The sequence below is a fragment of the Rhodobium gokarnense genome, from assembly GCF_025961475.1.
Lineage (GTDB): Bacteria > Pseudomonadota > Alphaproteobacteria > Rhizobiales > Rhodobiaceae > Rhodobium > Rhodobium gokarnense.
The window spans coordinates 132,553-157,060 of sequence record NZ_JAOQNS010000005.1 but is presented as its reverse complement, the minus strand read 5'-3'; the positions used below and the strand labels follow the sequence as shown (position 1 = coordinate 157,060).

Annotated in this window: 19 protein-coding genes and 1 pseudogene; 8 read left to right on the top strand and 12 right to left on the bottom strand. The window is 66.8% G+C overall.

The genetic code is table 11. The annotated features are described in order from the left end of the window. Positions 1 to 33 precede the first annotated feature (33 nt). Positions 34 to 879 carry a carotenoid 1,2-hydratase gene (locus M2319_RS10445; RefSeq protein ID WP_264601400.1) on the top strand — a complete coding sequence of 282 codons (846 nt, stop codon included), beginning with the start codon at positions 34 to 36 and terminating at the stop codon, positions 877 to 879. Here M2319_RS10445 and M2319_RS10440 read toward each other — a convergent pair. From M2319_RS10440 to bchI, 6 genes are all read right to left on the bottom strand, one after another. Next, the gene (locus M2319_RS10440; RefSeq protein WP_264601399.1) at positions 865 to 1,029 is read right to left on the bottom strand and encodes a hypothetical protein; all 165 of its coding nucleotides are present in this window, start codon (positions 1,027 to 1,029) and stop codon (positions 865 to 867) included. The genes M2319_RS10445 and M2319_RS10440 overlap by 15 nt on opposite strands. A gap of 7 nt (positions 1,030 to 1,036) precedes the next feature. After that, the gene (locus M2319_RS10435) at positions 1,037 to 2,071 is read right to left on the bottom strand and encodes a phytoene/squalene synthase family protein (RefSeq protein WP_264601398.1); all 1,035 of its coding nucleotides are present in this window, start codon (positions 2,069 to 2,071) and stop codon (positions 1,037 to 1,039) included. Then, a complete protein-coding gene (locus M2319_RS10430) occupies positions 2,058 to 3,584 on the bottom strand; it encodes a phytoene desaturase (RefSeq protein ID WP_264601397.1) in 1,527 nt (508 codons plus the stop codon). The genes M2319_RS10435 and M2319_RS10430 overlap by 14 nt, the downstream gene beginning before the upstream one ends. Positions 3,585 to 3,743: 159 nt before the next feature. After that, positions 3,744 to 4,628 carry an alpha/beta fold hydrolase BchO gene (bchO, locus tag M2319_RS10425; protein ID WP_264601396.1) on the bottom strand — a complete coding sequence of 295 codons (885 nt, stop codon included), beginning with the start codon at positions 4,626 to 4,628 and terminating at the stop codon, positions 3,744 to 3,746. Between the two features lie 5 nt (positions 4,629 to 4,633). Further along, a complete protein-coding gene (locus tag M2319_RS10420) occupies positions 4,634 to 6,409 on the bottom strand; it encodes a magnesium chelatase subunit D (protein WP_264601395.1) in 1,776 nt (591 codons plus the stop codon). Continuing rightward, positions 6,402 to 7,433 (bottom strand): magnesium chelatase ATPase subunit I, encoded by a 1,032-nt coding sequence (gene bchI, locus M2319_RS10415; protein WP_264601394.1) that lies wholly within the window; start codon positions 7,431 to 7,433, stop codon positions 6,402 to 6,404. The genes M2319_RS10420 and bchI overlap by 8 nt, the downstream gene beginning before the upstream one ends. 495 nt (positions 7,434 to 7,928) lie before the next feature. Here bchI and dxs point away from each other — a divergent pair, with 495 nt between their 5' ends. From dxs to menA, 3 genes are all read left to right on the top strand, one after another. After that, a complete protein-coding gene (dxs, locus tag M2319_RS10410) occupies positions 7,929 to 9,803 on the top strand; it encodes a 1-deoxy-D-xylulose-5-phosphate synthase (RefSeq protein ID WP_406682091.1) in 1,875 nt (624 codons plus the stop codon). A 398-nt stretch (positions 9,804 to 10,201) separates the two neighbouring features. Then, positions 10,202 to 10,960, top strand: coding sequence for a cobalamin B12-binding domain-containing protein (locus M2319_RS10405; protein ID WP_264601392.1), 759 nt, complete (start codon positions 10,202 to 10,204; stop codon positions 10,958 to 10,960). Positions 10,961 to 11,510: 550 nt separating this feature from the next. Then, positions 11,511 to 12,458 (top strand): 1,4-dihydroxy-2-naphthoate octaprenyltransferase, encoded by a 948-nt coding sequence (gene menA, locus M2319_RS10400; protein ID WP_264601391.1) that lies wholly within the window; start codon positions 11,511 to 11,513, stop codon positions 12,456 to 12,458. A 555-nt stretch (positions 12,459 to 13,013) separates the two neighbouring features. Here the strand turns inward: menA and M2319_RS10395 are convergent. From M2319_RS10395 to bchE, 4 genes and pseudogenes are all read right to left on the bottom strand, one after another. Next, a complete protein-coding gene (locus M2319_RS10395) occupies positions 13,014 to 13,937 on the bottom strand; it encodes a cytochrome c1 (protein ID WP_264601390.1) in 924 nt (307 codons plus the stop codon). A gap of 252 nt (positions 13,938 to 14,189) precedes the next feature. Continuing rightward, a pseudogene (locus M2319_RS10390) lies at positions 14,190 to 15,467 on the bottom strand (cytochrome b); the annotation flags it as partial. Positions 15,468 to 15,492: 25 nt separating this feature from the next. Further along, the gene (bchJ, locus tag M2319_RS10385; protein WP_264601389.1) at positions 15,493 to 16,149 is read right to left on the bottom strand and encodes a bacteriochlorophyll 4-vinyl reductase; all 657 of its coding nucleotides are present in this window, start codon (positions 16,147 to 16,149) and stop codon (positions 15,493 to 15,495) included. A 9-nt stretch (positions 16,150 to 16,158) separates the two neighbouring features. Continuing rightward, positions 16,159 to 17,838, bottom strand: coding sequence for a magnesium-protoporphyrin IX monomethyl ester anaerobic oxidative cyclase (gene bchE, locus M2319_RS10380; protein ID WP_264601388.1), 1,680 nt, complete (start codon positions 17,836 to 17,838; stop codon positions 16,159 to 16,161). Between the two features lie 267 nt (positions 17,839 to 18,105). Between bchE and M2319_RS10375 the strand changes: the two genes are divergently transcribed. From M2319_RS10375 to panC, 3 genes are all read left to right on the top strand, one after another. Further along, positions 18,106 to 18,987 carry a bile acid:sodium symporter family protein gene (locus M2319_RS10375; RefSeq protein WP_264601387.1) on the top strand — a complete coding sequence of 294 codons (882 nt, stop codon included), beginning with the start codon at positions 18,106 to 18,108 and terminating at the stop codon, positions 18,985 to 18,987. A gap of 173 nt (positions 18,988 to 19,160) precedes the next feature. Beyond that, entirely contained in the window at positions 19,161 to 20,006 is an 846-nt protein-coding gene (gene panB / locus M2319_RS10370) for a 3-methyl-2-oxobutanoate hydroxymethyltransferase (RefSeq protein ID WP_264601386.1), read from the top strand. Continuing rightward, positions 20,003 to 20,854, top strand: a complete 852-nt coding sequence (gene panC / locus M2319_RS10365; RefSeq protein ID WP_264601385.1) for a pantoate--beta-alanine ligase — start codon at positions 20,003 to 20,005, stop codon at positions 20,852 to 20,854. Before panB ends, panC begins: the two co-directional genes overlap by 4 nt. Here panC and M2319_RS10360 read toward each other — a convergent pair. Both M2319_RS10360 and M2319_RS10355 read right to left on the bottom strand, forming a co-directional pair. Beyond that, on the bottom strand, positions 20,851 to 22,449 hold the full coding sequence (locus tag M2319_RS10360; protein ID WP_264601384.1) for a DHA2 family efflux MFS transporter permease subunit: 1,599 nt from the start codon (positions 22,447 to 22,449) through the stop codon (positions 20,851 to 20,853). The two genes, panC and M2319_RS10360, sit on opposite strands and share 4 nt — an antisense overlap. Next, positions 22,446 to 23,639, bottom strand: coding sequence for an HlyD family secretion protein (locus M2319_RS10355; protein WP_264601383.1), 1,194 nt, complete (start codon positions 23,637 to 23,639; stop codon positions 22,446 to 22,448). The genes M2319_RS10360 and M2319_RS10355 overlap by 4 nt, the downstream gene beginning before the upstream one ends. A 227-nt stretch (positions 23,640 to 23,866) precedes the next feature. Between M2319_RS10355 and M2319_RS10350 the strand changes: the two genes are divergently transcribed. Then, positions 23,867 to 24,490: a TetR/AcrR family transcriptional regulator gene (locus M2319_RS10350; protein ID WP_264601382.1), complete on the top strand. Its 624-nt coding sequence runs from the start codon at positions 23,867 to 23,869 to the stop codon at positions 24,488 to 24,490. The last annotated feature ends 18 nt before the right edge of the window (positions 24,491 to 24,508 follow it).

The window sequence follows — 24,508 nt, the reverse complement described above, 5'->3', positions numbered from 1 at the left end:
CACGGCCTTTCCGTCATCGCCTTCGTCGGCTCGGTGTTCTCGCCCTACTACCACTGGTCCGGCCGCCACGATCCGGAAAACCATGTCGCCATCAACGTCGCGCTCTATGCGCCGCGCGGCAATCGCTGGTCGATGACGGAGCGGGCGCGGGGCGCGCTGTCCCGCGATGCCGACCGGTTCCAGGTCGGCCCGAGCAGCCTTGAGTGGACCGAGACCGGCCTCCGGATCACCTTCGACGAACTGGCCCTGCCGCGCCCGCCGGGCATGTTCCTGCCCCGCCGCATCGCCGGCACCATCGAGGTGACGCCCGAGGCGCTGTGCGGCGCGCCGTTCCCGCTCGACGGCCCCGGCCGCCACTGGTGGACGCCGATCGCGCCGCGCGCGCGCATCGACGTGAAAATCGACCGCGGCGGCGTCCCCGGCTGGAGCGGCATCGGCTATGTGGACAGCAATTGCGGTGCGGAGCCGCTTGAAGCCGGGTTCCAGCGCTGGGACTGGGCGCGGGGGCTGCTCTCGGACGGCGATCCGGTGATTCTCTACGACGCGATCCGCCGCGACGGCTCGCGGGCGTCCATGTGCCTGAAGGCAAAGCCGGACGGCGGCCTTGAGGTCAGCGCCATGCCGCCGGCCATGCCCCTGCCGCGCGGCTTCTGGCGGGTCCGGCGCTCGATCGCCTGCGAGCCGGGGTTTCAGCCGAAGACGGTCAGGACGCTGGAGGACTCGCCGTTCTACGTGCGCTCGCTGGTGAAAACCCGGCTCTTCGGCGAGGAGGTGGAGATGGTGCACGAAAGCCTCGACGGCGTGCGCTTTGCCGCGCCCATCGTCAAGCTGATGCTGCCGTTCCGGATGCCGCGCTCGACGCGGTCATTCTTCCTCTGACGGCTTGTCGTTCGACCCCTCGGCAGCTTCCCGCGCCTCGCGGGCCTTCCGCTCGGCAATCGCCCTGTTGACGCTGCGCCACTGCCAGTAGGCGAGCCCCAGAAGGACCGCCGAACTGAACAGGATTTCGACAAGGGCGTAGCTGGCCACGGGGCGCTCAAGCCTCCGCGCGGCCTGTCACCTGCCATTCCCACTTGCGCCGTTCGGAGATCTCCAGGAGCTCCAGGAACCGGACGGGACCGGCGACCTTCGGGGCCGGATCGGGCAGGGCGCTGGCATCGACCAGGAACCGCGCCTCCGGATGGGTCGCCCCGGCGCTGGCTGGCGAGGACAGTGAAAGGGTGAGGACGGCGTTTGCCATCAGCGACACCTTGCGCCGGCTGCAGACGAACGCGCGCCGGCTGGTGCTGTCGAAGCCGTTATTGGCGATCTCCGAGCCGATGGCGCTGTAGATCAGCGCCGCGGAGCGGATCGCCGGCCGGCAGCCGATCGGCAGCGCGCCGATGCCCGCCTCCGATTTCCGGTAGTAGTCCTCTGCCGTGGCGAGCAGCCGTGCGGTCACCCGGCCGATGCCCGGCGTGTGCTGGGGGCGGGCCAAAAGCTCGTCCGGGTCGACCGCTTCTTCCAGCAGCCAGTCCCGCGGCAGGTAGATCCGGCCCATGCGGGCGTCCTCGCCCACATCGCGGGCGATGTTGGTGAGCTGCATGGCAAGGCCGAGATCGGCCGCCCGCGACAGCACCGCATGGCGGCGGTTGCCCATGATGATGGTCATCATCACGCCGACGGTGCTGGCGACCCGGGCCGAATAGGCCATGACGTCGTCGATCGTGCCGTAGTCGCGCCCGGCCTCGTCCCAGGCGAAGCCCTCGATTAGGGCGTCCGGGATGGTGCGCGGGATGTCGAATTCCTCCACCACCGAGGCGAAGGCCCGGTCAGCGATGTGGTCGACTGGATTTCCCGCATAGATGCGGTCGAGCCGCTCCGCGAGCCTTTCGGCCCGCCCGCCGTCGTTCTGGTCGATCAGGTCGTCGGAGAACCGGCAGAAGGCATAGAGCGCGCGCGCCGCGTTGCGCGGTTTCGGCGGCAACAGCAGCGAGGCGGCATAGAAGGATTTGGAGCCATCGCGGATGATGGCATTGCACGCCGCCCGGTCGGCAGCGCCGAGACCGGCGGAAAAGTCAGGCGACGGCATCAGGTACCACCCTGTCGAGAATGCGGGCTGAGGCGAGGACGCCGGGCAGTCCGGCGCCCGGATGGGTGCCTGCGCCGACGATGTAGAGGTTTTCCAGCTCTTCGGAGATGTTGTGCGGCCGGAACCAGGCGATCTGGAAGAGCGTCGGCTCCATGCCGAAGGCAGCACCCCGGACCGACAGCAGCCGGTCGCGGAAATCGAGCGGCGTCACCATCTTGGACGTCACGATGTGCTTGGAAAGGTCCGGCAGGACCGTCTCTTCCAGCTTGGCGGCGATGCGCTTGCGGAACGCCTCCGCCGTCGTCGTCCAGTCGATGTCCGCCTCAAGGTTCGGCACCGGCGACAGCACGTAAAAGGCGTCGCAGCCGTCCGGCGCGACGCTCGGGTCGCTCGCCGACGGCCGGTGCAGATAGAGGCTGAAATCGTCGGCCAGCACCTTGTTCTTGAAGATGTCCTTGATCAGGCCCCGATAGCGCGGACCCATCAGGATGGTGTGGTGGTCGACGCCGTCATATTTGCGGTCGGTGCCGAAATACCAGATGAAGAGGCTCATCGAATACGCCATGCGGTCGAGCTTGGCGTCGGTCCACCGCGTGCGGTGGTTCGCCGGCACGAGCTTGGAGTAGGTCCAGGCGGCATCGGCGTTGGAGACGACCACGTCGGCGGCAACGATCTCGCCGTCGCCGAGCTTGACGCCGCTCGCCTTGCCGTCGGTGACGAGGATCTCGGCAACGTCGGTGCCGTAGCGCACGACGTTGCCCTGGCCCTCGATGAGATCGGCCATGCCCTTCGCCAGGGCACCCGTCCCACCCATGGCGTAGTGCACCCCCCAATGGCGCTCGAGATAGGAAATCAGGCTGAAGACGGCGCTGACCCGGAACGGGCTGCCGCCGATGAACAGCGGATGGAAGGAGAGCGCCACGCGCAGCCGCTCGTCCTTCACATATTTCGCGCAAAGCCCGTAGACCGAGCGGTCGGCGCGCCGGCGGATGAGGTCCGGCAGCGCCTCGACCATGTTGAAGAGCCGGCAGAAGGGCTTGTCGACCATGCCCTCGAACCCGGTCTCGAAGCAGGCCTGCGCCTCCTCCATGTAGCGGTCGTAGCCGGCGACGTCGTCCGGATTGAAGCGCGCCACTTCCTGGCGCATCTTTTCCGGATCGGAATAGGCCGAGAAGGTGTCGCCGTCGTCGAAGCGCACCGTGTAGAAGGGCTCCAGCGCCTTCAGCTCGATGTCGTCGCTGAGCTTGCGCCCGCAGAGCTCCCACAGCTCCTCGAACAGGAACGGCGCGGTGACGATGGTCGGGCCCATGTCGAAGGTGAAGCCGTCCTGGCGCCACACCGAGCCGCGCCCGCCCGGCCCGTCGAGCCGGTCGAAGACAGTGACCCGATAGCCGCGGGCACCGAGCCTGATCGCCGCCGCAAGGCCGCCGAAACCGGCGCCGATGACCACCGCATGGGGTCGGCGTGCCGGAGCATCCGTCAAATCGGAGGGGAGAACCGCGTGTGTCATCATAAGTTGACAGTTAACTCCGGTTGACACAAACGCGCAAGGCTAAAACGCCTCGCAAGAAAGGCACAAACGTCGCGGCGAAAAGGGATTCCGGGTTTTTGCAGAGGGAGGCCAGTCAGTCGCCCGACGAACCGGCTCTCGGCCGGCCTGCGGCAGCCGGTCTCAGGCGTCGATCTGCCGGCCGGCGATGATCTCCGCGATGGCTTCCGGATTGACCTCGTGGAGGAGGTGGCCGCCGGTCTCAAAGGCTATCAGCGTCGCGTCGGGCGCCTTCCTGGCGGCCCGTTCCGAGACCTCCGGCGAGACGGTGGCGTCGTTGCGGGCGATGACGAGGACGAGCGGCACCTTGAGGTGCCGGAGCCGCGTCTGCAGGGATCCGAGGTCCCAGTTCGCCATCATGCCGAGCGCCCCGCCAACATGGTCGGGGGTCTGCAACAGCTTCTCGTAGCAGCGCTTGCCGACGTCATCGATCTGCGAATTGGTCGAGCTTTCCACGAACCCGGCGATGTCGCTGAGCCGCGCGCGGAACGAAAAGAGCCGCGGCACGAAGGGGTTCATGAACAGGATCTTCGCCATCGGCGAGAAGAACGACGAGCCGGGGAAGGGCTCCAGCGCGGCGTTCATGGCGACGAGCCGCTCCGGTTCGATCTGGCCGGCAATCGCCATCTGGATGGCGATCGCGCCGCCCGCCGAATGGCCGGCGACAACGGCCGGCTTGGTCCCCAGCGCATCAAGCAGATTGGCGATCAGCGTGCCCATGCCCCAGAGCGTCAGGCCCTCGCGGCCGGGCGTCTCGGAAAAGCCCTGGCCGGGCAGGTCCGGCGCGATCACCCGGTATTCCCTGGCGAGCAGCGGCATCAGGTCGCGGAAGGAATGGGTCGAGGCGCCGGTGCCGTGGAGGAGCAGGAGGGCGGGCACGTCCTGCGGACCCATCTCCTGGACGTGCCAGCAGATGCCGCCGGCCTCCACGAACCGGCTCGCCTCCCGGTTCGGCCAGTCGGCCCCGGCCGATTCCCAGGAGAGGCGGCGATCCTTGAAGAGGGACATGGCGCCTATCCCCGTTGCATATAACCGGAAACGACGGAGGACACCGCATGGGCATTGGCATGCGGCAGGGCGTGGTAGTCGGCGGTCATGGCGCGGGCCAGCGCCGAGGTCTTGTCGCGCGGCCGGCGGGCAATGTCGATGACGACGGTCGGAACGCTCAAGGCCGCATAGTGGGCGGCGACCATCCTGGCGTCCTGTTCCGCGTCCGCCCGCCCGGCATGGCCGTCGAGCGCGATATTGGCGCTGCCGTCGGTGAGGAGCACGATCAGCGGGCTCTGGCCCTTCCGGCGCACCGAAAGCGCCAGTTCCAGCGCATTCATCATGCCCGAGGCCAGCGGCGTGCCGCCGCCGCCCGGCACGGCGGCAAGCGAGCGCTTGGCCCGGACCAGCGAGCGCGTCGGCGGCAGCAGCAGCTCCGCCTCGCGGCCGCGAAAGGCGATCAGCGAGACGTTGTCGCGGCGCACATAGCATTCGGCGAGCAGGAGCTCGGCCGCGCCCTTGGCCTCGCCGAGCCGGTCGATGGCCGTCGACCCGGAGGCATCGACGACGAGGATCGCGGTCGATTCGGTCTCGTGCTTGAAACGGGTAAAGCGGAAGTCCGACTTGTGGATGTCGAAGCGGCCCGGCTTGTCGCGGCCGGCCTTCGCCCGCTCGCGCCGGCGGATCTCCTGCCACAGCGCCGCGCTCCGGAGCGTCGCCAGCACGTTGACGCGGGCGCCGGGGAAGGGCGGCTTGGCGCTGACGCCGATCGGCCGGCCGCGCTTGGCGTTCTTCAGCACGGCACCGGCCTTGCCGGCATCGGAGTTGCGCGCCGCCATCGTCTTTGGGGCCTGGCGGTTGATGTCGAGGGAGGCGGGAAGGTCGGCCTTTTCGACGGCGACAAGCAGATCCTGCAGCGCCTCCATGTTGAGGACGCCTTCCTCCGGCTCCTGCTGTTCCTCTTCCTGCTCTTCGTTTTCGGGCGGGTCGGGCGGCGCCTCTTCCTGTTCTTCTGGTTCGGCGGCGGCCATCACGGTCGGCAGGACGAGACGGACGGCGGCGCCGGCGTGCTTGGTCTCAACTGCGCTGGCGCCGTCGAGCGCGGCGACGATGCGCGCTACCCGCTCCAGAAAGATGGCAGGGCGCATGGAGAACCGGCCGGACTGCAGGGCGACGGCGCAGAGCGCGCCGAGGATGTCGTCGGAGACGGTGACGGCCGCGATCGCCTCAAGGCTCGGCAGCGGGCCCGTCGGCGCCTCGGTCCGGTCCGCCTCGCGCCAGCTTACCGGGGTGAGGTCGATGGCAAGGGCCATGCGGTCGGTGAGGGCAGGGGCGACGCCTTCTTCCGTGTCGATGCCCTCGTCGAGGGCGACGACGGTGACGGAGGCCGGCTGGACGGCGGAAATGCCGTTGCGCTCGATGCGGATGACGCCGGAATCGAGCACGCCGCCGGCAATCGCAACGACCGACGGCCCGGCCCGCTCGGCCATGGCGATGACGACAGTGCCGCCGTCGGCGCGGGCAAAGAGGCCGCGCTCCACGATCGGCTTGCCGTGCTCAAGGGTGGCGGCGACGTCGAGCCCGCCGATCAGCGCGCCCTCCGGCAGCGACGGGGTCACCCGCTTGAACGGGGCGTCGTCGGGCAACAGGCTGCGATAGTAGGAAAGCCAGGCATCGCGGACGGGGCCGGCGCGGGCGCGCAAATGGATGCCGCCGAGTTCGGGACCGGCAACGGCCAGCACCCGTGCTGCAAGCAGCGCATCCTCCCAGATGCCGGGCACCTCGCCGGACGGCTCAGGCATTGGCGGCTTCTCCGTCGAACACCTCCCGGACGATCCGCTCCACGCGCACGGTCGACCCCGCCTCGTCGAGCGGGTCGCGCCTGAGGCGATGGCGCAGCGCCGTGGTGGCGATGGCGCGGACGTCTTCCGGCGTCGTCTTCTTACGGCCGGCAAGGGCGGCGCGGGCGCGCCCGGCACGGATCAGCGTGAGTTCGCCGCGAAGGCCGTCGACGCCGAGGCCGAGGCAGAGCGTCGCCGCGATCTCCAGCACCTCGTCCGGGGTCTCGACCTCCGGCAGCACCTTCTTGGCCTTGCTGATCTTGGAGCGGATGCGCGCATCCTTCGCCTTCCATTTTTCCATGAAGGCGTCCGGGTCGTGGTCGTAGGCGTCGCGCCGGCGGATCACCTCGATCCGCTCCTTGATGTCCTTCGGCGAGGTCACTTCCACGGACAGGCCGAACCGGTCGAGGAGCTGCGGGCGCAGCTCGCCCTCTTCCGGGTTGCCGCTGCCGATCAGGATGAAGCGGGCCGGATGGCGGACGCTGAGACCCTCGCGTTCGACGATGTTGAGCCCGGAAGCGGCGACATCGAGGAGGAGGTCGACCAGGTAGTCTTCGAGCAGATTGACCTCGTCGATATAGAGGAAGCCGCGATGGGCCTTGGCCAGCAGCCCCGGCTCGAACGCCTTTTCGCCGTTGATCAGCGCCTTTTCCAGGTCCAGCGCGCCGACCACCCGGTCGTCGGTGGCCCCCAGCGGCAGGTCGATCACGGGCGTCGGCTTCTTCACTTTCTTCGGCGGCTTTGCCGTGGAGCACACGGGACAGATCTCCACCGGATTGTCCGGCGGGCAGTTGTAGGGGCAGTCGCCGCGGGTCTCGATCGCCGGCAGCAGCGCGGCGAGGGCGCGCACCGCGGTCGATTTTGCCGTGCCCCTGTCTCCGAGCACCAGAACGCCGCCCAGCGCCGGTTCCACGGCGGCCATGAGCAGCGCATTCTTCATCTCTTCCTGACCGACGATGGCGGCAAAGGGAAATGGACGCGTCATGTTCCTACAACTTTGTTATTCGCTCAGGTTCGGGAGGAACCTGACGTCGACAGGGCAGGAAATGCAAGCCGTAAAACGGCGTAGGCGTCAGGCCGGGCGATCCGTTCCGTGGCTGGCATTTTTCTCCAACGGTTGGCCGAAAGCCGCAGCGTCGGAAGGTTGGCGCCCGCCGACGCATCGGGTCCATGGCGGGCCGTAGAATACCCCGGTGCGACGATATGTAAATGAAAATTGACACTTCTATGTCAATTTCTATTTACAAAGCGGGTTCAAAGGAGAAGTATGGTCCGCGAGGCGGCGCCGCCAGGCCGCAGACGCCCGCGGCCTTGGCAGCGCCGATTGCCATTCTAAGGTTCGCCCGACGGCGGGGCCGCGCGCCCCCGGCAAGCCGGACGAAGAACCCGGAGGCCCGACACGTCAATGAACACCCAGTCGCCGGAACATCTCGCCACCCCCCTTCTCGACACCGTGTCCTCGCCCGCAGACCTCCGCCGAATGAGCGTGGACGATCTGACCCAGCTCGCCAAGGAAGTGCGCTACGACATGGTGCGCACGGTCTCCAAGACCGGCGGGCATCTGGGATCGAGCCTCGGCGTCGTGGAGCTGACGGTGGCGATCCACGCCACCTTCGATACCCCGCGCGACAAGCTGATCTTCGACGTCGGCCACCAGTGCTATCCGCACAAGATTCTGACCGGCCGCCGCGACCGCATGCACACGCTGCGCCAGGGCGGCGGTCTCTCCGGCTTCACCAAGCGCTCCGAAAGCCCCTACGATCCGTTTGGCGCCGGCCATTCCACGACCGCGATTTCCGCTGGCCTCGGCTTTGCCTATGCCCGCGACCTCGGCGGTGATCCGGGCGACATCGTCTGCGTCATTGGCGACGGCGCCATGTCCGGCGGCATGGCCTATGAGGCCATGAACAATTGCGGCGACTCGGGCAAGCGCCTGATCGTCATCCTCAACGACAACGACATGTCGATCTCGCCGCCCGTCGGCGCGCTGTCGAACCATCTGACGCGCATCTGCGCCCAGCGCCCGCTGCAGGACGCCAAGGCCCGGGCCAAGGAGATCGCCTCGCTCTTCCCGACGCCGTTCCGCGAGGGCGCCGACCGCGCCAAGGACCTTTTGAAGGGCATGGTCATCGGCGGAACGCTGTTCGAGCAGCTCGGCTTTTCCTATGTCGGCCCGGTCGACGGCCACGATGTGCCGCTGCTGATGAAGGTGCTGCGCAACGTGCGCGCCAGCGAGACCGGCCCGGTGCTGATCCACGTCCAGACCATCAAGGGCAAGGGCTACAAGCCGGCCGAGACCGCCCACGACAAGTGCCATGGCGTCTCGCGCTTCGACATCGTCACCGGCGAGCAGGCCAAGTCCAAGACCGGCAAGGTCAGCTACACCAAGGTGTTCGCCAATTCGATCGTGCAGGAGGCGGAAGAAGACCCGCGCGTCGTCGCCGTCACGGCGGCGATGCCGGCCGGCACCGGCCTCGACAGGATGATGGAGCGGTTCCCGAACCGCTGCTTCGACGTCGGCATCGCCGAGCAGCACGCCGTCACCTTCTCGGCCGGTCTGGCGGCCGGGGGGCTCAAGCCCTTCTGCACCATCTACTCCACCTTCCTGCAGCGCGGCTACGACCAGGTCGTCCACGACGTCGCCATCCAGGGCCTGCCGGTGCGCTTTGCGCTCGACCGCGCCGGCCTCGTCGGTGCCGACGGGCCGACCCATGCCGGCGCCTTCGACATCGGTTATCTCGCCAACCTGCCGGGCTTCGTGGTCATGGCCGCCGCCGACGAGGCGGAGCTGATGCACATGGTGGCGACCGCGGCGAAATATGATGACGGCCCGATCGCCTTCCGCTATCCGCGCGGCGAGGGGCTCGGTGTCGAGCTTCCCGCCCGCGGCGAGCCGCTGGAGATCGGCAAGGGCCGCATCGTCCGGCGCGGTCGCCAGGTGGCGATCCTGTCGCTCGGCGCCCGCCTCGGCGAATGCCTGAAGGCGGCCGACGAACTCGATGCCCTCGGCCTGTCGACCACCGTCGCCGACGCCCGCTTCGCCAAGCCGCTGGACACAGCCCTTATCGAAGAGCTGGTGCGCGAGCACGAGGTCCTGATCACCATCGAGGAGGGTGCGACCGGCGGCTTCGGCGCGCTGGTCCTGCATTACCTCGCCGGCGAGGGCCTGCTCGACCAGGGCCTCAAGATCCGCACCATGACGCTGCCCGACGAATTCGTCGCCCACGATTCCGTTTCGGCGATGTACGACGCGGCCGGCCTCAATGCCCGGCATATCGTTGAAAAGGCGGTCGCGGCGCTCGGCCTCGGCGAAGCCGCGGAGGAGGGGGGACGCAAGGTTCTGTCGCTCGCCTGATGCCCGATCTACGGGGCGCGAGCGCCCCGATTTCGGGGGCCGAAAAAACGTCCTGGACGGGCGCTCGCCCTGGTGGTGAGCGCGAGGGTCCGTATTTCCCCCTGCGCTAATATGACAGACTTGCGGATATCGACTCTGTACCAGGCACTGTATACCGTGATGGACAGAGCGGGGCAAAAAGCCGGACGGTATGTCTACCAATATTGACACTCAGGGTCCGTCCGCCTTTAGATGTAAATAGAATAATATAAAAAACCAGGTGTTCCCGCCCGACAATGCTGCGCATTTGGGAGGCGCATATGTCTGCAGGGGAATTTGCTGACACGGACATGACCCGCGATGCGGTTCAAAGGGCGGTGTGGCGCAATGCCATCGAGTGCGCCCGCGCCGGAGAGGGAATGACCGATGTCCTTGAGGAGATCGTCGAGCGCCAGATCCTGCCCCGGCTGATCACGGCCGGCAAGGCGGCCGGCCGCAGCGACGCGGGCGATGCCGAAATGGCCATCGGCGAGGACGACATCGAGGTGCTGATCCGCCTCCTGATGGCCGGCAGGGCGGACGCCTGCTGCGATTTCGTCCACCACGTCTTCCATACCGGCGTCAGCCTGCAATCCATCTATCTTGAGCTGCTCGCGCCCGCGGCCCAGCGCCTCGGCCCGATGTGGCTCGACGACGACATCGACTTCGTCGACGTCTCGATGGCGCTGGCAAGGCTGCAGACGCTGATCCTCAAGGTCGCCCGCTGCGATGCCATCAATCCGGCGCTGCCGGATCCGGACCGGCGCATCCTGCTGGCCCGCGCCCGCGGCGAACAGCACGCCTTCGGCCTGATGATGGTCGCCGAATTCTTCCGCCTCGGCGGCTGGCAGGTCTATGGCGGAACGGACCTGGAATCCGGCGACGACCTCAACCGGGCCGTTCGCGAACGCGCCTATTCGGTGGTCGGGCTCACCGCCGGCTCGCGCTGCAAGGCGATGGACCTCGCCGACGACATCAGGGCGCTGCGCAAGAACTCCAGCAATCCCGGCCTCAAGGTCCTCGTCGGTGGTGCCGCCTTCTGCATCGACCCGGAACTCGCCCGGGAAATCGGCGCCGACTTCACCGCCTGCGCAGGTATCGACGCGGTCGAGCGGGCCGAGGCCTGTCTCGCCGGGTGACGATCGTCCTGCCTCTTTCAAGCAATCCCGACCGAAAGACCGCATATCCGTGGTGCGATGCTGCGGCGATCCGGCAATTGCATCCTCCTTGCCGCTTTTGCTACCCCGGCCCGTCGGCGAAAGGAACGCCAGTGCAACGGCAGGAAAAGCTGCGACGGCCACGGTTTGGCAACCTTTTGCCGGTGAGGATCGCCGGCAGGCGGCCGGGCGCCTTGCCCCGCGAGGTGATCCGGCAAGGACGGCTGTGCGTAGGAAAGGCGCGGCGGAACGACACGGCGACCGGTTGTTTCCTCCCCGCGGCCGGTTGCTGCGTCAAAATAACTGGACATAGTGCGAAGTGGTTTGGCTATAAGTGTCAAGTAAACTTGACAAGCGCGGTGCGGACCTCCAACCATGACCGTAGCGACGGTTGCGCTTCGGGCGCAAATCGTTCACGAGGGTCCAAAAGGCGCTCCATTCTTGCGTCATGGACCGGCTTCCGGCTGGGCCCGACCGGCCGCACGCCGCGCGGCGACGACACTGGGATGAAGGGGCCGAAATGGAACAGCCGATGACAATCGACGAGCACGGCTTCACCGATCCTTACGATGCCGCCCGGGCGCGCAGCTTCGGCAGTTCACTCCTCAACATCCTGCTGATGGCGATCCGCCCGCAGACCCTGGTCCTGTCGGTCGTCCCGGTGATGGCCGGCAGCTACTGGGCCTGGGCGACCCACGCCACCGTCAGCTCCGCCGTCGTCATCTGCGCCATCATTGCCTCGTCCGCGATCCAGATCGGCACCAATCTGTGGAACGACGTCAAGGACGGCATGCGCGGCCAGGACGGCAGCGGCCGCCTCGGCCCGCCCCGCATGACCGCCCTCGGCCTCGCCTCGCCGAAGACGCTGAGGCTCTGGGCCTATGCCGCCTTCGGCACGGCGATCGCCTGCGGCCTCGTCCTGGTCGCCATCGGCGGCTGGCCGATCGTCGTCATTGGCGTCGTCTCGATCGCCTGCGGGCTCGCCTATTCGGCCGGGCCACGGCCGATCTCCTTTTCCCCGCACGGCGAGCTCTTCGTGCTCGTGTTCTTCGGCATCGTCGCCGTTGCCGGCACCTATTACCTGCACACCGGCCTGGTCTCGGCCTCCGCGATCGGCCTCGGCGCCATCGTCGGCCTGCCGGCCGCGGCCGTGCTCCTGGTCAACAACCACCGCGACCGCATCTCCGACGCAAAGGCCGGTCGCAGGACGCTGGCCATCGTCGTCGGCAGGAAGGGCACGCATCTGCTCTACGGCGCGATGATGGTGCTCTCCGTCGTCGGCGCCGCGCTGTTCCTGCAGCCCCACGACTGGGTCGGCTGGCTGGCGATTGCGGTGCCGATGGTCGTTGCCGTCTGGTTCTCCATCGGGTTTCGCAAGGAACCGGTCAGCCCGAAGCTGAATGCCTATCTCGGCCGCACCGGCAGCTTCCAGCTCCTCCTCGCGGTCTCGATCGCGGTCGCCGTCGGCTTCCCGAACTAGGGTCTCAATCTCTTCGGACAGGAAAGGTGCTGCCGGGCGCAATGAGCCCCGGCGGGCCGTTTCTTGCCGACAGCGCGCCGGGTCGGCTTGCGGGTCGACCTCATTGCCATGCCGGTTGATGGCTTGCGCGTTCCGGTGTCCACCATCCGGCGTCGTTGCCATCTGTGACATGGCAATCCATGGGGCTTTGGCCAACTGCTCCGAAGGGCGGATTGGACGACCGGGCCGAGCCGGTCATGACGCGCGACCGGGGTTCGGACGCGGAGCGACCCCGTTTCCCTGGCTGTCTCCCCGCCAGATGCCCTGAAGCTCGGCGCCGCGCCTCACACTCCCATCCCGTCCCGCCGCAATCCTTTTGCGGCCACAGCACTGCGGGACGCCTGGCCACGCCGTTTCCCATGGGGAGGGGAGAAGGGCCGGACGCCCCTCGATCGGCCTCTCCCGGGCTCTGGCGCGCCTCCTGGTGGCTGAAAGCGCGCGCCCGGCATTGCCGCGCCAAAGAAAAAGCCCGCCGGCGAGGGCGGGCTTTTCCGTTCTTGAGCGGGCGGTCGCCGATCAGTGCTCGACGTTGCGCCAGATGTGCTTCTTGACCAGGAAGAGCAGGCCGGAGAGCAGGATCAGGTAGAGCACGACGGCGATGCCGATGCGCTTGCGCTCCTCCAGCTTCGGCTCCGCGGCCCACATCATGAAGGCGGCGACGTCGCGGGCGTACTGGTCGATCGTCTGCGGGGTGCCGTCGTCATATTCGACGAGGTCTTCGAACAGCGGCGGTGCCATGGCGATATAGGTGCCGTGGATGGTCGAGACGCCGTTCTCCTTGCAGCCCTCCGGCACGCCGCCGACCGCAAATGCGGTGTTGTAGTAGCCCTCGAAGTCGGCGCCGCATTCCGGCGTCTCCTCGTAGCCCGTCATCAGGGCGTAGATGTAGTCCGGACCGGATTCCTGGTGCGTGGTGACCATGTCGATGAGGAACCACGGAAAGCCGCGCTCCGGGCCGCGCGCCTTGGCGAGCAGCGAGAAGTCCGGCGGCAGCGCGCCGTTATTGGCGAATTTCGCCGCTTCGTCATTGGCAAAGGGCGACGGCCAGCGGTCAGACGGCTTGCCGGGCCGCTCGAACATCTCGCCTTCCTCGTTCGGGCCGTCCTTGACGGTGTATTCCTCGGCGAGCGCCTTGACCTCGTCCTCGGTGAAGCCGAGGCCGCCCGGATCGGCGAAGTTGCGGAAGGCGATGTACTTCATGCTGTGGCAGGCCGAGCAGACCTCCCGGAACACCTTGAAGCCGCGCTTCAGCTGGGCGTCGTCGTAGTAGCCCCAGGGGCCCTTGAAGGTCCACCAGTTGTCGGACGGCGAGGCGACCTCGGAGGCCCTCGTCGGAGACGAGCCGGCGATGCCGACGGCGAGGACGGCAGCGGCCAGAACGGTGGCGGAAAAACCCAGCAGGCGGCGGGACACGGATGCCGTGGTGATGGTCTGTGACATCGTTCAGCCCTCCTTCTTCGGCGTGGGTTTTTCGGCATCGCCCGGTTTGGCATCGCCAGGTTTCGCCGCGTCCGTCGGCTTTTCGGCCTCCGCGGGCTTGGCGGCGTCAGTTGGCTTTGCCGGATCAGCCGGTTTCGCGGCTTCGGCCGGTTTGGCGGCGGCCTCCTTCTTGGCGGCCTCGTCCGCCGCCTTCTTCCTGGCGGCTTCCTCCTCGGCGGCCTTCTTCTTCGCCGCGTCGGCCTTCTTCTTGGCCGCCTGGGCTTCCTTCTTCTTCTTGCGCGCTTCGTCCTTCTTCTCGCGGTCGGCGATGTCCTCAAGGACGGCGGCCGAGATCGTCGGCGGCAGGTTCTTCGGCCGCTCGATCAGGCCGAGGATCGGCAACAGGATGATGAAGTGGATGAAGTAGTAGGCGGTGCCGTACTGGGCCAGGGCGACATAGGCGCCTTCCGCCGGCTTGGAGCCGAGCCAGCCGAGGAAGATGCAGTCGGCGACCAGCACCCAGAAGAAGAACCGGTAGATCGGCCGGTAGCGCGTCGACTTCGCCTTGCACGGGTCGAGCCAGGGCACGAAGAAGAGGACGATGATCGAGGCGAACATGACGAGGACGCCGCCGAGCTTGTCAGGCACGGCCCGAAGCATGGCGTAGAACGGCAGGTAGTACCATTCCGGCACGATGTGCTGCGGGGTGACCAGCGGATCGGCCGGGATGTAGTTGTCCGGGTGGCCGAGATAGTTCGGCTGGAAGAACAGGAACCAGGAGAACAGCACCAGGAACACGACCGCGGCGTAGAGGTCCTTCATCGTCACATGGGGCGTGAAGGGCACGGTGTCCTGCTTGGTCTTGGGCTCGATGCCGGCCGGGTTGTTGGAGCCGACATAGTGCAGCGCCCAGACGTGCAGGAGCACGATCGCGGCGATGATGAAGGGCAACAGGTAGTGCAGCGAATAGAACCGCTGCAGGGTCGGGTTGCCGACCGAGAAGCCGCCCCACAGCCACTGCACGATCGGCTCGCCGAATTCCGGCACGGCCGAGAACATGCTGGTGATGACGGTGGCGGCCCAGAAGCTCATCTGGCCCCAGGGCAGCACGTAGCCGGTGAAGCCCGTCGTCATCATCACGAGGTAGATCAGGACGCCGAGGATCCACAGCACCTCGCGCGGCGCCCGGTAGGAGCCGTAATAGAGACCGCGGAAGATGTGCACATAGACGGCGAGGAAGAAGAACGACGCGCCGTTGGCGTGCATGTAGCGGATCAGCCAGCCGAAATTCACGTCGCGCATGATGTGCTCGATGGAATCGAACGCCATCTTCTCATGCGGCGTGTAGTGCATGGCCAGCACGATGCCGGTGAGGAGCTGGACCACCAGCATCACCGTCAGGATCATGCCGAAGGTCCACCAGTAGTTCAGGTTCTTCGGCGTCGGAAAGTCGATGAACTGCTCTTTCACCAGGCTGATCACGGGCAGGCGTGACTGGACCCAGCGGCCGAGACGGCTCTTCGGATGGTATTTTTCTATTTCAAGCATCAATCCATCCTCTCGAGGGATTGGCGGATCAGGAGGCGGACGCCCGGGAAGGGCCCCCGCCGGATATGTCGATGGTGAAACGGCAGGCCGGCGCCCCGTCATGGCAGCAGGAGGTGTGCGTGACGGTGGTGCGCCGTGAAACGAGATTGCGGTAGAGCCGCTCGAACACCGCCCGGTGCCAGGCACAGCCGGGCATTGCGAGCGGGTTGTCGGCGATCTCCACCACGATGGGAGAGCCGGGCGTGGCGCTGAACGCGCCGGAGCCGGCAAAGGTCCAGGAATGCTGCGCAATCGCCTTCGTCAGCAGCGGCGCTGCGAGCGGGCCCGGAAGAAGCTTGAGGAGGGTGCGGGCGAAACCGGGGATGCGGTTGGCCATGATGTAGTCGGCGGTGGCAAGGCCCGCCTCCTCGGCGACCGAGGCGGCGGTTTCGCCATCCAGTTCGGCAAAGAGCGCGGAGAAAAGCGCGGCCGGAATGCGCTCGTCGACCATCTCGTCCGGCAGGTCGTCCAGCATCGGCGCAAAGCCGGCGCGCGCAAAGACGGCCCTAGCCCGCGCCTCGCCGAGGCGGAGCTGCAGCACGATGGCAAGCTGAATGACGGCGTTGGGACCGACACGGGCCGGCGTGGCGGACATCTCCGCCGTCGCCAGCCCGTCTTGGTGTTCCTGGACGCAATCGTACGACATGGCCGCGCTCTACTCGGCGGCAACGGACCCCTGGTCGGCGGCGTCTTTGGCCTTTGCCGCCCGCCGGGCTGCAAGTTCCTCCGCCGTGTACAGCTCTTCGTCCGATAGCTGCTCGTCGCCGCCACCGCACGCCATGGCGTCCATGCGCTTGGCACGGGCCCTGGCGGCGCGATCGGCCGCGGCCTCCCAATCCTCCTCTTGCGCCTGGGCGATGCCCCGCGTCTGGTCGAACTGGAAGTCGACGCCCTTCTTCGACTGCGGGCCCCAATAGTTGACCCGGCCGAGGTCGTAGAATTTGCGCTGGAAGCCGGCCTTCAGGAAGGCCTTCAGGCAGCCGAGCAGATACCGGCGCCGGTAGCCGATGCCGCGCCAGGGATAGTGGAACAACGCCTTGCGGATGTAGAAGCGGCGGTAGTTGCTCATGACCCGGTCGAGCAGTTCGGCCCGGTCCATGGCTGCCGGTTTCATGATCGGCGTGACGAAGTTGTACTTGGAGAAGTCGAACACCTCGACCTTGTCGCCGAGTTCGTGGAACAGCGACGAGAACGGCCAGGGCGTGTACATCGACCAGTTGGCGAGGTCCGGATCCCAGTCCTTGGCCATCTGGTAGGTTTCTTCCAGCGTCTCGGCGGTCTCGTTCTCAAGGCCGACGATGAACTGGGCTTCGGTGAAGATGTCGGCCTTGCGCAGCAGCTCGATCGCCCGCTTGTTGTCCTCGACCTTGGTCTCCTTGTGGAACAGGTCGAGCTTGAGCTGGGCGGCTGCCTCCGTGCCGAGGCTGACATGGACGAGGCCGGCCTTGCGGTAGAAGGCGAGGTACTCCTCGTCGCGCAGGATGTCGGTGACGCGGGTGTTGATGCCCCACTGGATCCGCTTCGGCAGGTCGCGCGCGATCAGTTCCTCGCAGAACGCGATGAACTTCTTGCGGTTGATGGTCGGTTCCTCGTCGGCGAGGATGAAGAAGCCGACCTTGTGGTTGTTGACGAGGTTCTCGATCTCGTCGACCACCTTCTTGGGGTCGCGGATGCGATAGTCGCGCCAGAACTTCCACTGCGAGCAGAACGAGCAGGTGAACGGGCAGCCGCGCGCCATGTTGGGGATCGCGACGCGGGTGTTCAGCGGCTCGTAGATGTATTTTTCCCACTCCAGGATCGACCAGTCCGGCTCGATAGCATCGAGGTCCTTGATCGTCGGCGCGGCGGCCGTCGCGGTGATCGTCTCGCCGTCGCGATAGGCGATGCCGAGGATCTTGTCCCGCTCGGCCGGCCAGCGGCCATCCCGGATGGCGTCGGCAAGCTCGACGATGATCTCCTCGCCTTCGCCGCGCACGACCACGTCGATCCACGGCGCCTCGGAGAGCACCTGCTTGAACATGAAGGTGGCATGGACGCCGCCGATGCACCGAACCGCGTTCGGGCATTTCCTCAGCGCCACTTCCATGACGCCTTCGGCCGCGTAGATCGACGGGGTGATCGACGTGACGCCGACGAGATCCGGCTGCAGCTCTTCCAGCATGCGGCCGAGTTCTTCCTCGCCGATGTTGTCGGTCATGGCGTCGATGAAGTGCAGATCTGTGTAACCCGCTTTCTTCAGCGATCCGGCAAGATAGGCCGCCCAGGCCGGGGGCCATCTGCCCGCGATTTCCGCGCCGCCGGACTGATAGTTCGGGTGGACAAGAACAATTCGCATTGGCTTCACTCCCACGGCCGTCAACATATCATTACGACCCATAGTGTCAATCTGACTTTACATTATTTTGCGGTGTGTGACAGGGCGATGTGACACTATGGCATCCCGCCGGCGCGTTACGTTGCGCGCTGTCAATGCCAGGCCGTCGAACCGGTGCTGCAAGAGGGCTGTAAAGGCGGCAATCTTGCGGCCCGGGACGGTCTGTGCGAAAGGCCGAGGCCCGGGCGTTTCGGGATCTGCCGCTCATAAAGGACGGGGAAATCCGCCATGACCGCCAACATTCTCCTGCCCGCCGGCCTCTTCGTCATCATGACCGTCGTCGGGCTCGGCATGCGACCGATCGACTTCGCCCGTCTCGCCGACGGCAAGCGGGCGCTGGTCTTCGGCCTCGCCGCCCAGATCCTGGGGCTGCCGCTGATCGCCTTCGGCATCGCCCACGGTCTCGGCCTGTCGCCGGAAATGGCGGTCGGGCTGGTGATTCTCGCCGCCTCGCCGGGCGGCGTCACGTCCAACTTCCTGACCATGCTGGCCCGCGGCGACGTCGCCCTGTCGATCGCCATGACGGCGGTGACCAGCGCCCTGTCGCTGATCACCGTGCCGCTGGTCGTCGGCTTCGGCCTTGCGTATTTCCTCGGCACCGCGGAGACGATCTCCATGCCGCTCGGCCGCACCATCGGCTCGATCGTCGTCGTCACCGCGCTGCCGCTCGTCATCGGCATGACGATCCGCGCCAGGGCACCGGGCTTCGTGCGCCGCAATCTCGGCCTTGCCCGGCGTCTGGCGACGCTGATCTTTGCCCTCATTGTCGCCTGGACCTTCTGGGTCGAACGCGATTCGATCAGCACCTACTGGGCCGAGGTTGGTCCGGCCGTCATTGCCCTCAACGTCCTGGCCATTGGCCTCGGCTTCGGCCTTGCCGCGCTCCTGAGGCTCCAGGCCCGCCGGGCGATCGCCATTGCCGTGGAGTGCGGCCTGCAGAACGTGGCGCTCGCCATGTTCATCGCCTTCGTGCTCCTGCAGACGCCGCTCTTGTCGGTGCCGGCGATCATCTACGCGATCGCCATGAACCTCTCGGTCGTTGCCGTCATCGCCATCGGCCGCAAGACGCTCGCCGAAGAAGACCCGCTGGCGCTGGAAAAAGAGGCCTGAGGGGGGCGACGCGACGGAATGCCACAAAGGCGCGGGCGGCGAAATGAACTCGCCGGCATACGGTCGAAATCGCACGCCGGTCGCCTGCGGCCATGTTTTTCCTTCGCACCTGCACAATCCTGTGCGAAACACGGGGCCCGACTGAGAACGCCTATCCCCGGGAGGTGATAACAATGAGCGCGACTGGACGCGCCACGGCCCTGGCGCTGCCGGACATCGCCGCGCGCAAGGGCAAGGACCCGCTGGTCTGCCTGACCGCCTACACGACGCCGGTCGCCCGGCTGGTCGATCCCCATTGCGACGTGGTGCTGGTCGGCGATAGCCTCGGCATGGTGCTGCACGGCCTGCCCTCGACCCTCGGCGTGACGCTGGAGATGATGATCCTGCACGGCAAGGCCGTGCGCCGCGGCGTGGAGCACGCCCTCATGGTCGTCGACCTTCCGTTCGGCAGCTATGAGGAAAGTCCCGCGCAGGCGTTCCGCAGCGCCGCCCGCGTGATGACCGAGACCGGCTGCGCGGCGGTGAAGCTGGAAGGCGGCGTCGCCATGGCAGAGACCATCCGCTTCCTCGTTGCCCGCGGCATCCCGGTGATGGCCCATATCGGCCTGACGCCCCAGGCGGTGAACGCCTTCGGTGGCTACACGGTGCAAGGGCGGGGCGCGGCCGCGGAGCGCATCCTGGAGGACGCCCGCGCCATCGCCGAGGCCGGCGCCTTTTCCGTGGTGATCGAAAAGATCCCCGAATCGCTTGCCCGCCGGATCACCGAGGAGATCGCCATCCCGACCATCGGCATCGGCGCCTCGCCGGCCTGCGATGGCCAGATCCTCGTCGTCGACGACATGCTCGGCCTGTTCACCGACTTCCGCCCGAAATTCGTCAAGCGCTATGCGGAACTCGGCGAGGCGGCGCAAGGCGCTGTCGCGGCCTACGCGGACGACGTGCGGGCCCGCCGCTTCCCGGCGCCAGAGCACGTCTTCGCGGACAAGCCGAAAGCGAAGGCCGGAGCGGGCGCAAAATGAGCGTTGCCATCGTCCGCACCCGGGCCGAACTGCGCGAGACCGTCGCCGGCTGGCGCAGGGCTGGCCACAAGGTCGCCGTGGTGCCGACCATGGGCGCGCTCCACGAAGGCCATCTCAGCCTCGTGCGCGCCGCGCTTGAGCGCGCCGAACGGGTCATCGTCACGCTCTTCGTCAATCCCAAGCAGTTTAACAACCCGGACGACTACGCCTCCTATCCGCGGACAGAAGCCGACGATGCGGCAAAGCTCGCCCCGCTCGGCGCCCACATGCTCTATTGCCCGGAGCCGGAAGAGGTCTACCCGCAGGGATTTTCCACGACCGTGACGGTGGGACAGGTCAGCGAGGGCCTCTGCGGCGCGTTCCGGCCCGGCCACTTCGACGGCGTCGCGACCGTCGTCGCCAAGCTCTTCCTGCAGACCGGCGCCGATTTCGCCTTTTTTGGCGAGAAGGATTTCCAGCAGCTCCACGTGGTGCGCCGGCTCGCCCGCGACCTCGACATCGCGATCGAGGTCGTCGGCTGCCCGACGGTGCGTGAGGCGGATGGCCTGGCGATCTCCTCGCGCAATGTCCACCTGACGCCGGACGAGCGGGCCATCGCCCCGAAGCTCGCCGAGGCGCTGCGGGCGGCCGCGCATGCGCTGGAAGGCGGCGCGGACCTTGCTCCGACCTTGGAGATCGCAAAGGCTGCCATCGTCGCGGCAGGGTTTTCCGAGGTGGAATATCTGGAACTTCGCGCCGAGGCCGACCTGTCGCCGCTGTCGGTGGCCGATCGTCCGGCCCGGCTCCTCGTTGCGGCCTGGCTCGGCAACACGCGCCTCATCGACAATGTGAAGGTCGTGCCCAACTAATGCGCCGACACTTCGCCGGGCTTCGGCTTGGCGAGCAGGAAGATCAGCGGCATGGCGACGATGAAGGCGACGGCGATCATGAAGAAGACGTCGTCCCAGGCCATGATGTTGGCCTGCAGGGAGACTTCCTGCGTCAGCGTCTGATAAGCGGCGAGCGACGGATCGCCGACGGCGGGATTGGCCGACAGCGCCCGCTCGATGTCGTTGAGGTGCTCCACGGCGACGGCGTTGGTGTCCGACAGCTTTTCCGTGATCCACCAGTAATGCCGGTCGTAGCGGCCGTCCCACATGGTGTTGATCATGGCGAGCCCGACGGCGCCGCCCATATTCCGGAACAGGTTGAAGAGCCCGCTGCCGCCGCTGACGAGGTTCGTCGGCAGGGTGCCGAGCGCCGCAGCCGTGATCGGCACGATGCACAGGATCAGTCCGATGCCGCGCACGGCTTGCGGCAGGAACAGGTCCCAGAATGCCACTTCCGTGTTCATGAGCGAATTGAGGTAGAGCCCGGTGGCGACGACGAGAAAGCCGACGACGAGGAGCTTGCGCGGATCGACGCTGTTGGTCAGCCGCCCCGCGATCGGCGCCGTTGAGAACATCGCCGCGCCGGTCACGAACATGACCTCGCCGATCTGCAGCGAGTTGTAGCCGCGCACCTGGGACAGCACCTGCGGCAGGATGAAGGTCTGGCCGTAAAGGCAGATGCCGAGCACGAAGGTGAGGATGCAGCCGACGGTGAAGTTGCGGTTGGTGAAGGCATGGAGTTCCAGCACCGGGTGCTCGACCGTCAATTCGCGCCAGAACAGGCCGATGGCCGAGGCCGCCGATACGATGGCGAAGATGAAGATGGTGCGGTCCTCGAACCAATCCTCGCGCGGGCCCTCGTCGAGGACGAATTCCAGCGAGCCGAGGAAGCCGGCGACGAGCACGATGCCGAGGATGTCGATCTTGCCGAGAAGCCCCGGCTCGGCCTCGTCGATGTCGATGGCGAGCGGCACGACGATGGTGACGATGAGGCCCGGCACGACATTGACGAGGAACAGCCATTCCCAGGCGTAGAACTCGGTGATGTAGCCGCCGAGCGTCGGGCCGATGGCCGGCGCGACGGTGGCTGTCAGCCCGATGACGACGGTGCCGACCATGCGCCGCTCCGGCGGGAAGAGCTTGAAGTTGGCGGCAAAGACGGTGGGGATCATTGCCCCGCCGACGAACCCCTGGATCGCCCGGAAGAAGATGAGGGACGAGGTGTCCCAGGAGAACGCGCACATGACGCTGGTGATGGTGAAGCCGGCGGCGGACGCGCTGAACAGCCAGCGCGACGACATCACCCGCGCCAGCCAGCCCGACAGCGGGATCATGACCACCTCGGCGACGAGATAGGCGGTCTGCACCCAGGTGATCTGGTCGACGGAGGCCGAAACGCCGGCCTGGATCTCGGGCAGCGACGAGGCGACGATCTGGATGTCCAGGATCGCCATGAACATGCCGAGCACCATGAAGAAGAAGCCGAAGGCGCCGCCGCGCGGTTTGAACGCGCCGTCCTCGCCGGGCGCGCCCGCGTCCGGTTGCCTTTTCCGGGGTCCGTCAGTGGCGGTCATTCGTCGGCAGGCTTGGTGTTGACGTGGACGACGACGGAGGTGCCGGGCCGAAGCGCCAGGCCCTCTTCCGGCAGGTCCTTGAGGCGGATCTTGACCGGGATGCGCTGCACGATCTTGGTGAAGTTGCCGGTCGCGTTCTGCGGCGGCAGCAGCGCGAATTCCGAGCCGGTCGCCGGCGCCACGCTGTCGATGGTGCCCTCAACGGTCTTGCCGCCAAGCATGTCGAAGGTCAGCTCCGCCTCCATGCCGTCGCGGAACTGCCGGACCTGGGTCTCCTTGAAATTGGCGACCACATAGATGTCGTCGATCGGCACGATGCTCATCAGCCGCTGGCCGGGCGCCACATATTCGCCCTGGTCGACGCCGCGATTGCCGACGAGCCCCGCGCGCGGGGCACGGATGACGGTGCGCGACAGATTGGTCTCGGCAAGGCTGAGCGATGCGTCCGCCCGGTCGCGGTCGGCGATGCGCTGCTTCTTCTGCCAGTCCAGCACCTTGAGCTGCTGCTCGTCGGCGGCAACGGCGGCCGTCGCCTTGTCGCGCGCGGCGCGGGCCAGGCGCAGCGCGTTGTCGGCCTGGTCGAGATTTTGCTTGCTGGCCGCCCCGGTCTTGGCGAGCCGGTCGGCGCGGCCGTATTCCGTCTCGGCGAGGTCGAGATTGGCCTTGGCCGTCTCCAGGTCGGCCTTGGCCGCATCGAGCTGGCGAAGCTGCAGGGTGCGGCTGGCATCGATGTTGGCGATCGCCGCTTCGGCGGCGGCAAGGCTCGCCTCGGACGAGGCGCGCGCCGAGAGGTAATCGGCATCGTCGATGCGCACCAGCACGTCGCCCATGTCGACCCGCTGGTTGTCCTTGACGGGGATTTCGGTGATGCGTCCGCCGACCTCGGCCGACAGCGAGACGATGTCGGCCTTGATGTAGGCGTCGTCGGTCTGTTCGACGAACCGGCCGACCTGCCACCAGTGATAGCCGTAGGTGCCGGCCGCCGCGAGCACCGCCAGCAGGATGATGGCAACGATCGGCTTCCTGCTGCGCTTTTTCTTCGCTGCACCGTCCGACGGCTCGTCTGTCGCCGGCGCCTCCGACGATCCGTCGTCCGTCGTCGGCACCTCAGGTGTCGTGGCGTCGTCCGCCTCGGGCACGGGTCGGCTGCGGTCCTCCGAAAAGGTATCCTTGTCCGGTCGGGTATTCATGCGCTGTCGTCCTCGGCCGTCGGCCTGGAAAATGTAGTGGCGTTTGCCTGGCGCGTGTCGGGGAGATCGCGCGTCTGGGAAAAGACAAAAGCACGCCGGGCATCCGCCCGAACGTGCAGGAGGTCTGGACTCAAAATAAACCGGTCAGTTCATTTTGCAAGTTGAAAACGCGGATTTCCTGCCGTATCAAGGGCGGAATAGTAAATGAAACAAGTGAACTGACGGATATGAACCGGGGAAAGCGGGCGGCTTCCAAGGCGGCACAGATCCTGGAGGGGGCCAAGCAGGCCTTCTACGAGTCCGGCTATGACGGCGCCAGCGTCGACGACATTGCGGCCGCCGCGGGCGTCTCAAAGGCAACGATCTACAAGCATTTTGCCGACAAGAAGGCGCTCTTTGCCGCGATGACGCGCGAGGAGTGCGAAACCCATGGCGGCCATGTCTTCGAGGTCGAACTGAAGGAAGAGGACGTCCGCGAAGCGCTCCTGAAAATCGCCCGCAGCTATGTCAATCTCATCCTCTCCGATTTCGCCCAGAGCACCTTTCGGCTGGTCGTCAGCGAAACCAGGCAGTTTCCCGATATCGGCCGCGTCTTCCACGACAGCGCCATGGGCAAGGGCAGCCAGCGGCTCGCCCATTTCCTTGCCGGCGCGGTCGCGCGCGGCATCCTCGACATCGACGACATCGACCTGGCGGCCCAGCAGTTCCTGGAGCTGTGCAAGGCGGACCTCTTCTACAAGCACCTGCTGGGCGTCAAGACGGAGATCAGCAAGGCGGAGAGGGAGCATGTCGTCGCCAAGGCCGTCGAGGTGTTCTGGAAGGCCTATGCCGCAGATCAGGACGGCACCTGAGCGGCGCACCGGCGGCGC

Coding starts and splice junctions, on each gene's coding strand:
- M2319_RS10350 (WP_264601382.1), top strand. CDS start 23,867: ATGAACCGGGGAAAGCGGGCGGCTTCCAAGGCGGCACAGATCCTGGAG.
- menA (WP_264601391.1), top strand. CDS start 11,511: ATGACAATCGACGAGCACGGCTTCACCGATCCTTACGATGCCGCCCGG.
- bchI (WP_264601394.1), bottom strand. CDS start 7,433: ATGACGCGTCCATTTCCCTTTGCCGCCATCGTCGGTCAGGAAGAGATG.
- bchO (WP_264601396.1), bottom strand. CDS start 4,628: ATGTCCCTCTTCAAGGATCGCCGCCTCTCCTGGGAATCGGCCGGGGCC.
- M2319_RS10375 (WP_264601387.1), top strand. CDS start 18,106: ATGACCGCCAACATTCTCCTGCCCGCCGGCCTCTTCGTCATCATGACC.
- M2319_RS10360 (WP_264601384.1), bottom strand. CDS start 22,449: ATGACCGCCACTGACGGACCCCGGAAAAGGCAACCGGACGCGGGCGCG.
- M2319_RS10430 (WP_264601397.1), bottom strand. CDS start 3,584: ATGATGACACACGCGGTTCTCCCCTCCGATTTGACGGATGCTCCGGCA.
- bchE (WP_264601388.1), bottom strand. CDS start 17,838: ATGCGAATTGTTCTTGTCCACCCGAACTATCAGTCCGGCGGCGCGGAA.
- M2319_RS10420 (WP_264601395.1), bottom strand. CDS start 6,409: ATGCCTGAGCCGTCCGGCGAGGTGCCCGGCATCTGGGAGGATGCGCTG.
- M2319_RS10435 (WP_264601398.1), bottom strand. CDS start 2,071: ATGCCGTCGCCTGACTTTTCCGCCGGTCTCGGCGCTGCCGACCGGGCG.
- bchJ (WP_264601389.1), bottom strand. CDS start 16,149: ATGTCGTACGATTGCGTCCAGGAACACCAAGACGGGCTGGCGACGGCG.
- panC (WP_264601385.1), top strand. CDS start 20,003: ATGAGCGTTGCCATCGTCCGCACCCGGGCCGAACTGCGCGAGACCGTC.
- dxs (WP_406682091.1), top strand. CDS start 7,929: ATGAGCGTGGACGATCTGACCCAGCTCGCCAAGGAAGTGCGCTACGAC.
- panB (WP_264601386.1), top strand. CDS start 19,161: ATGAGCGCGACTGGACGCGCCACGGCCCTGGCGCTGCCGGACATCGCC.
- M2319_RS10355 (WP_264601383.1), bottom strand. CDS start 23,639: ATGAATACCCGACCGGACAAGGATACCTTTTCGGAGGACCGCAGCCGA.
- M2319_RS10405 (WP_264601392.1), top strand. CDS start 10,202: ATGACCGATGTCCTTGAGGAGATCGTCGAGCGCCAGATCCTGCCCCGG.
- M2319_RS10395 (WP_264601390.1), bottom strand. CDS start 13,937: ATGTCACAGACCATCACCACGGCATCCGTGTCCCGCCGCCTGCTGGGT.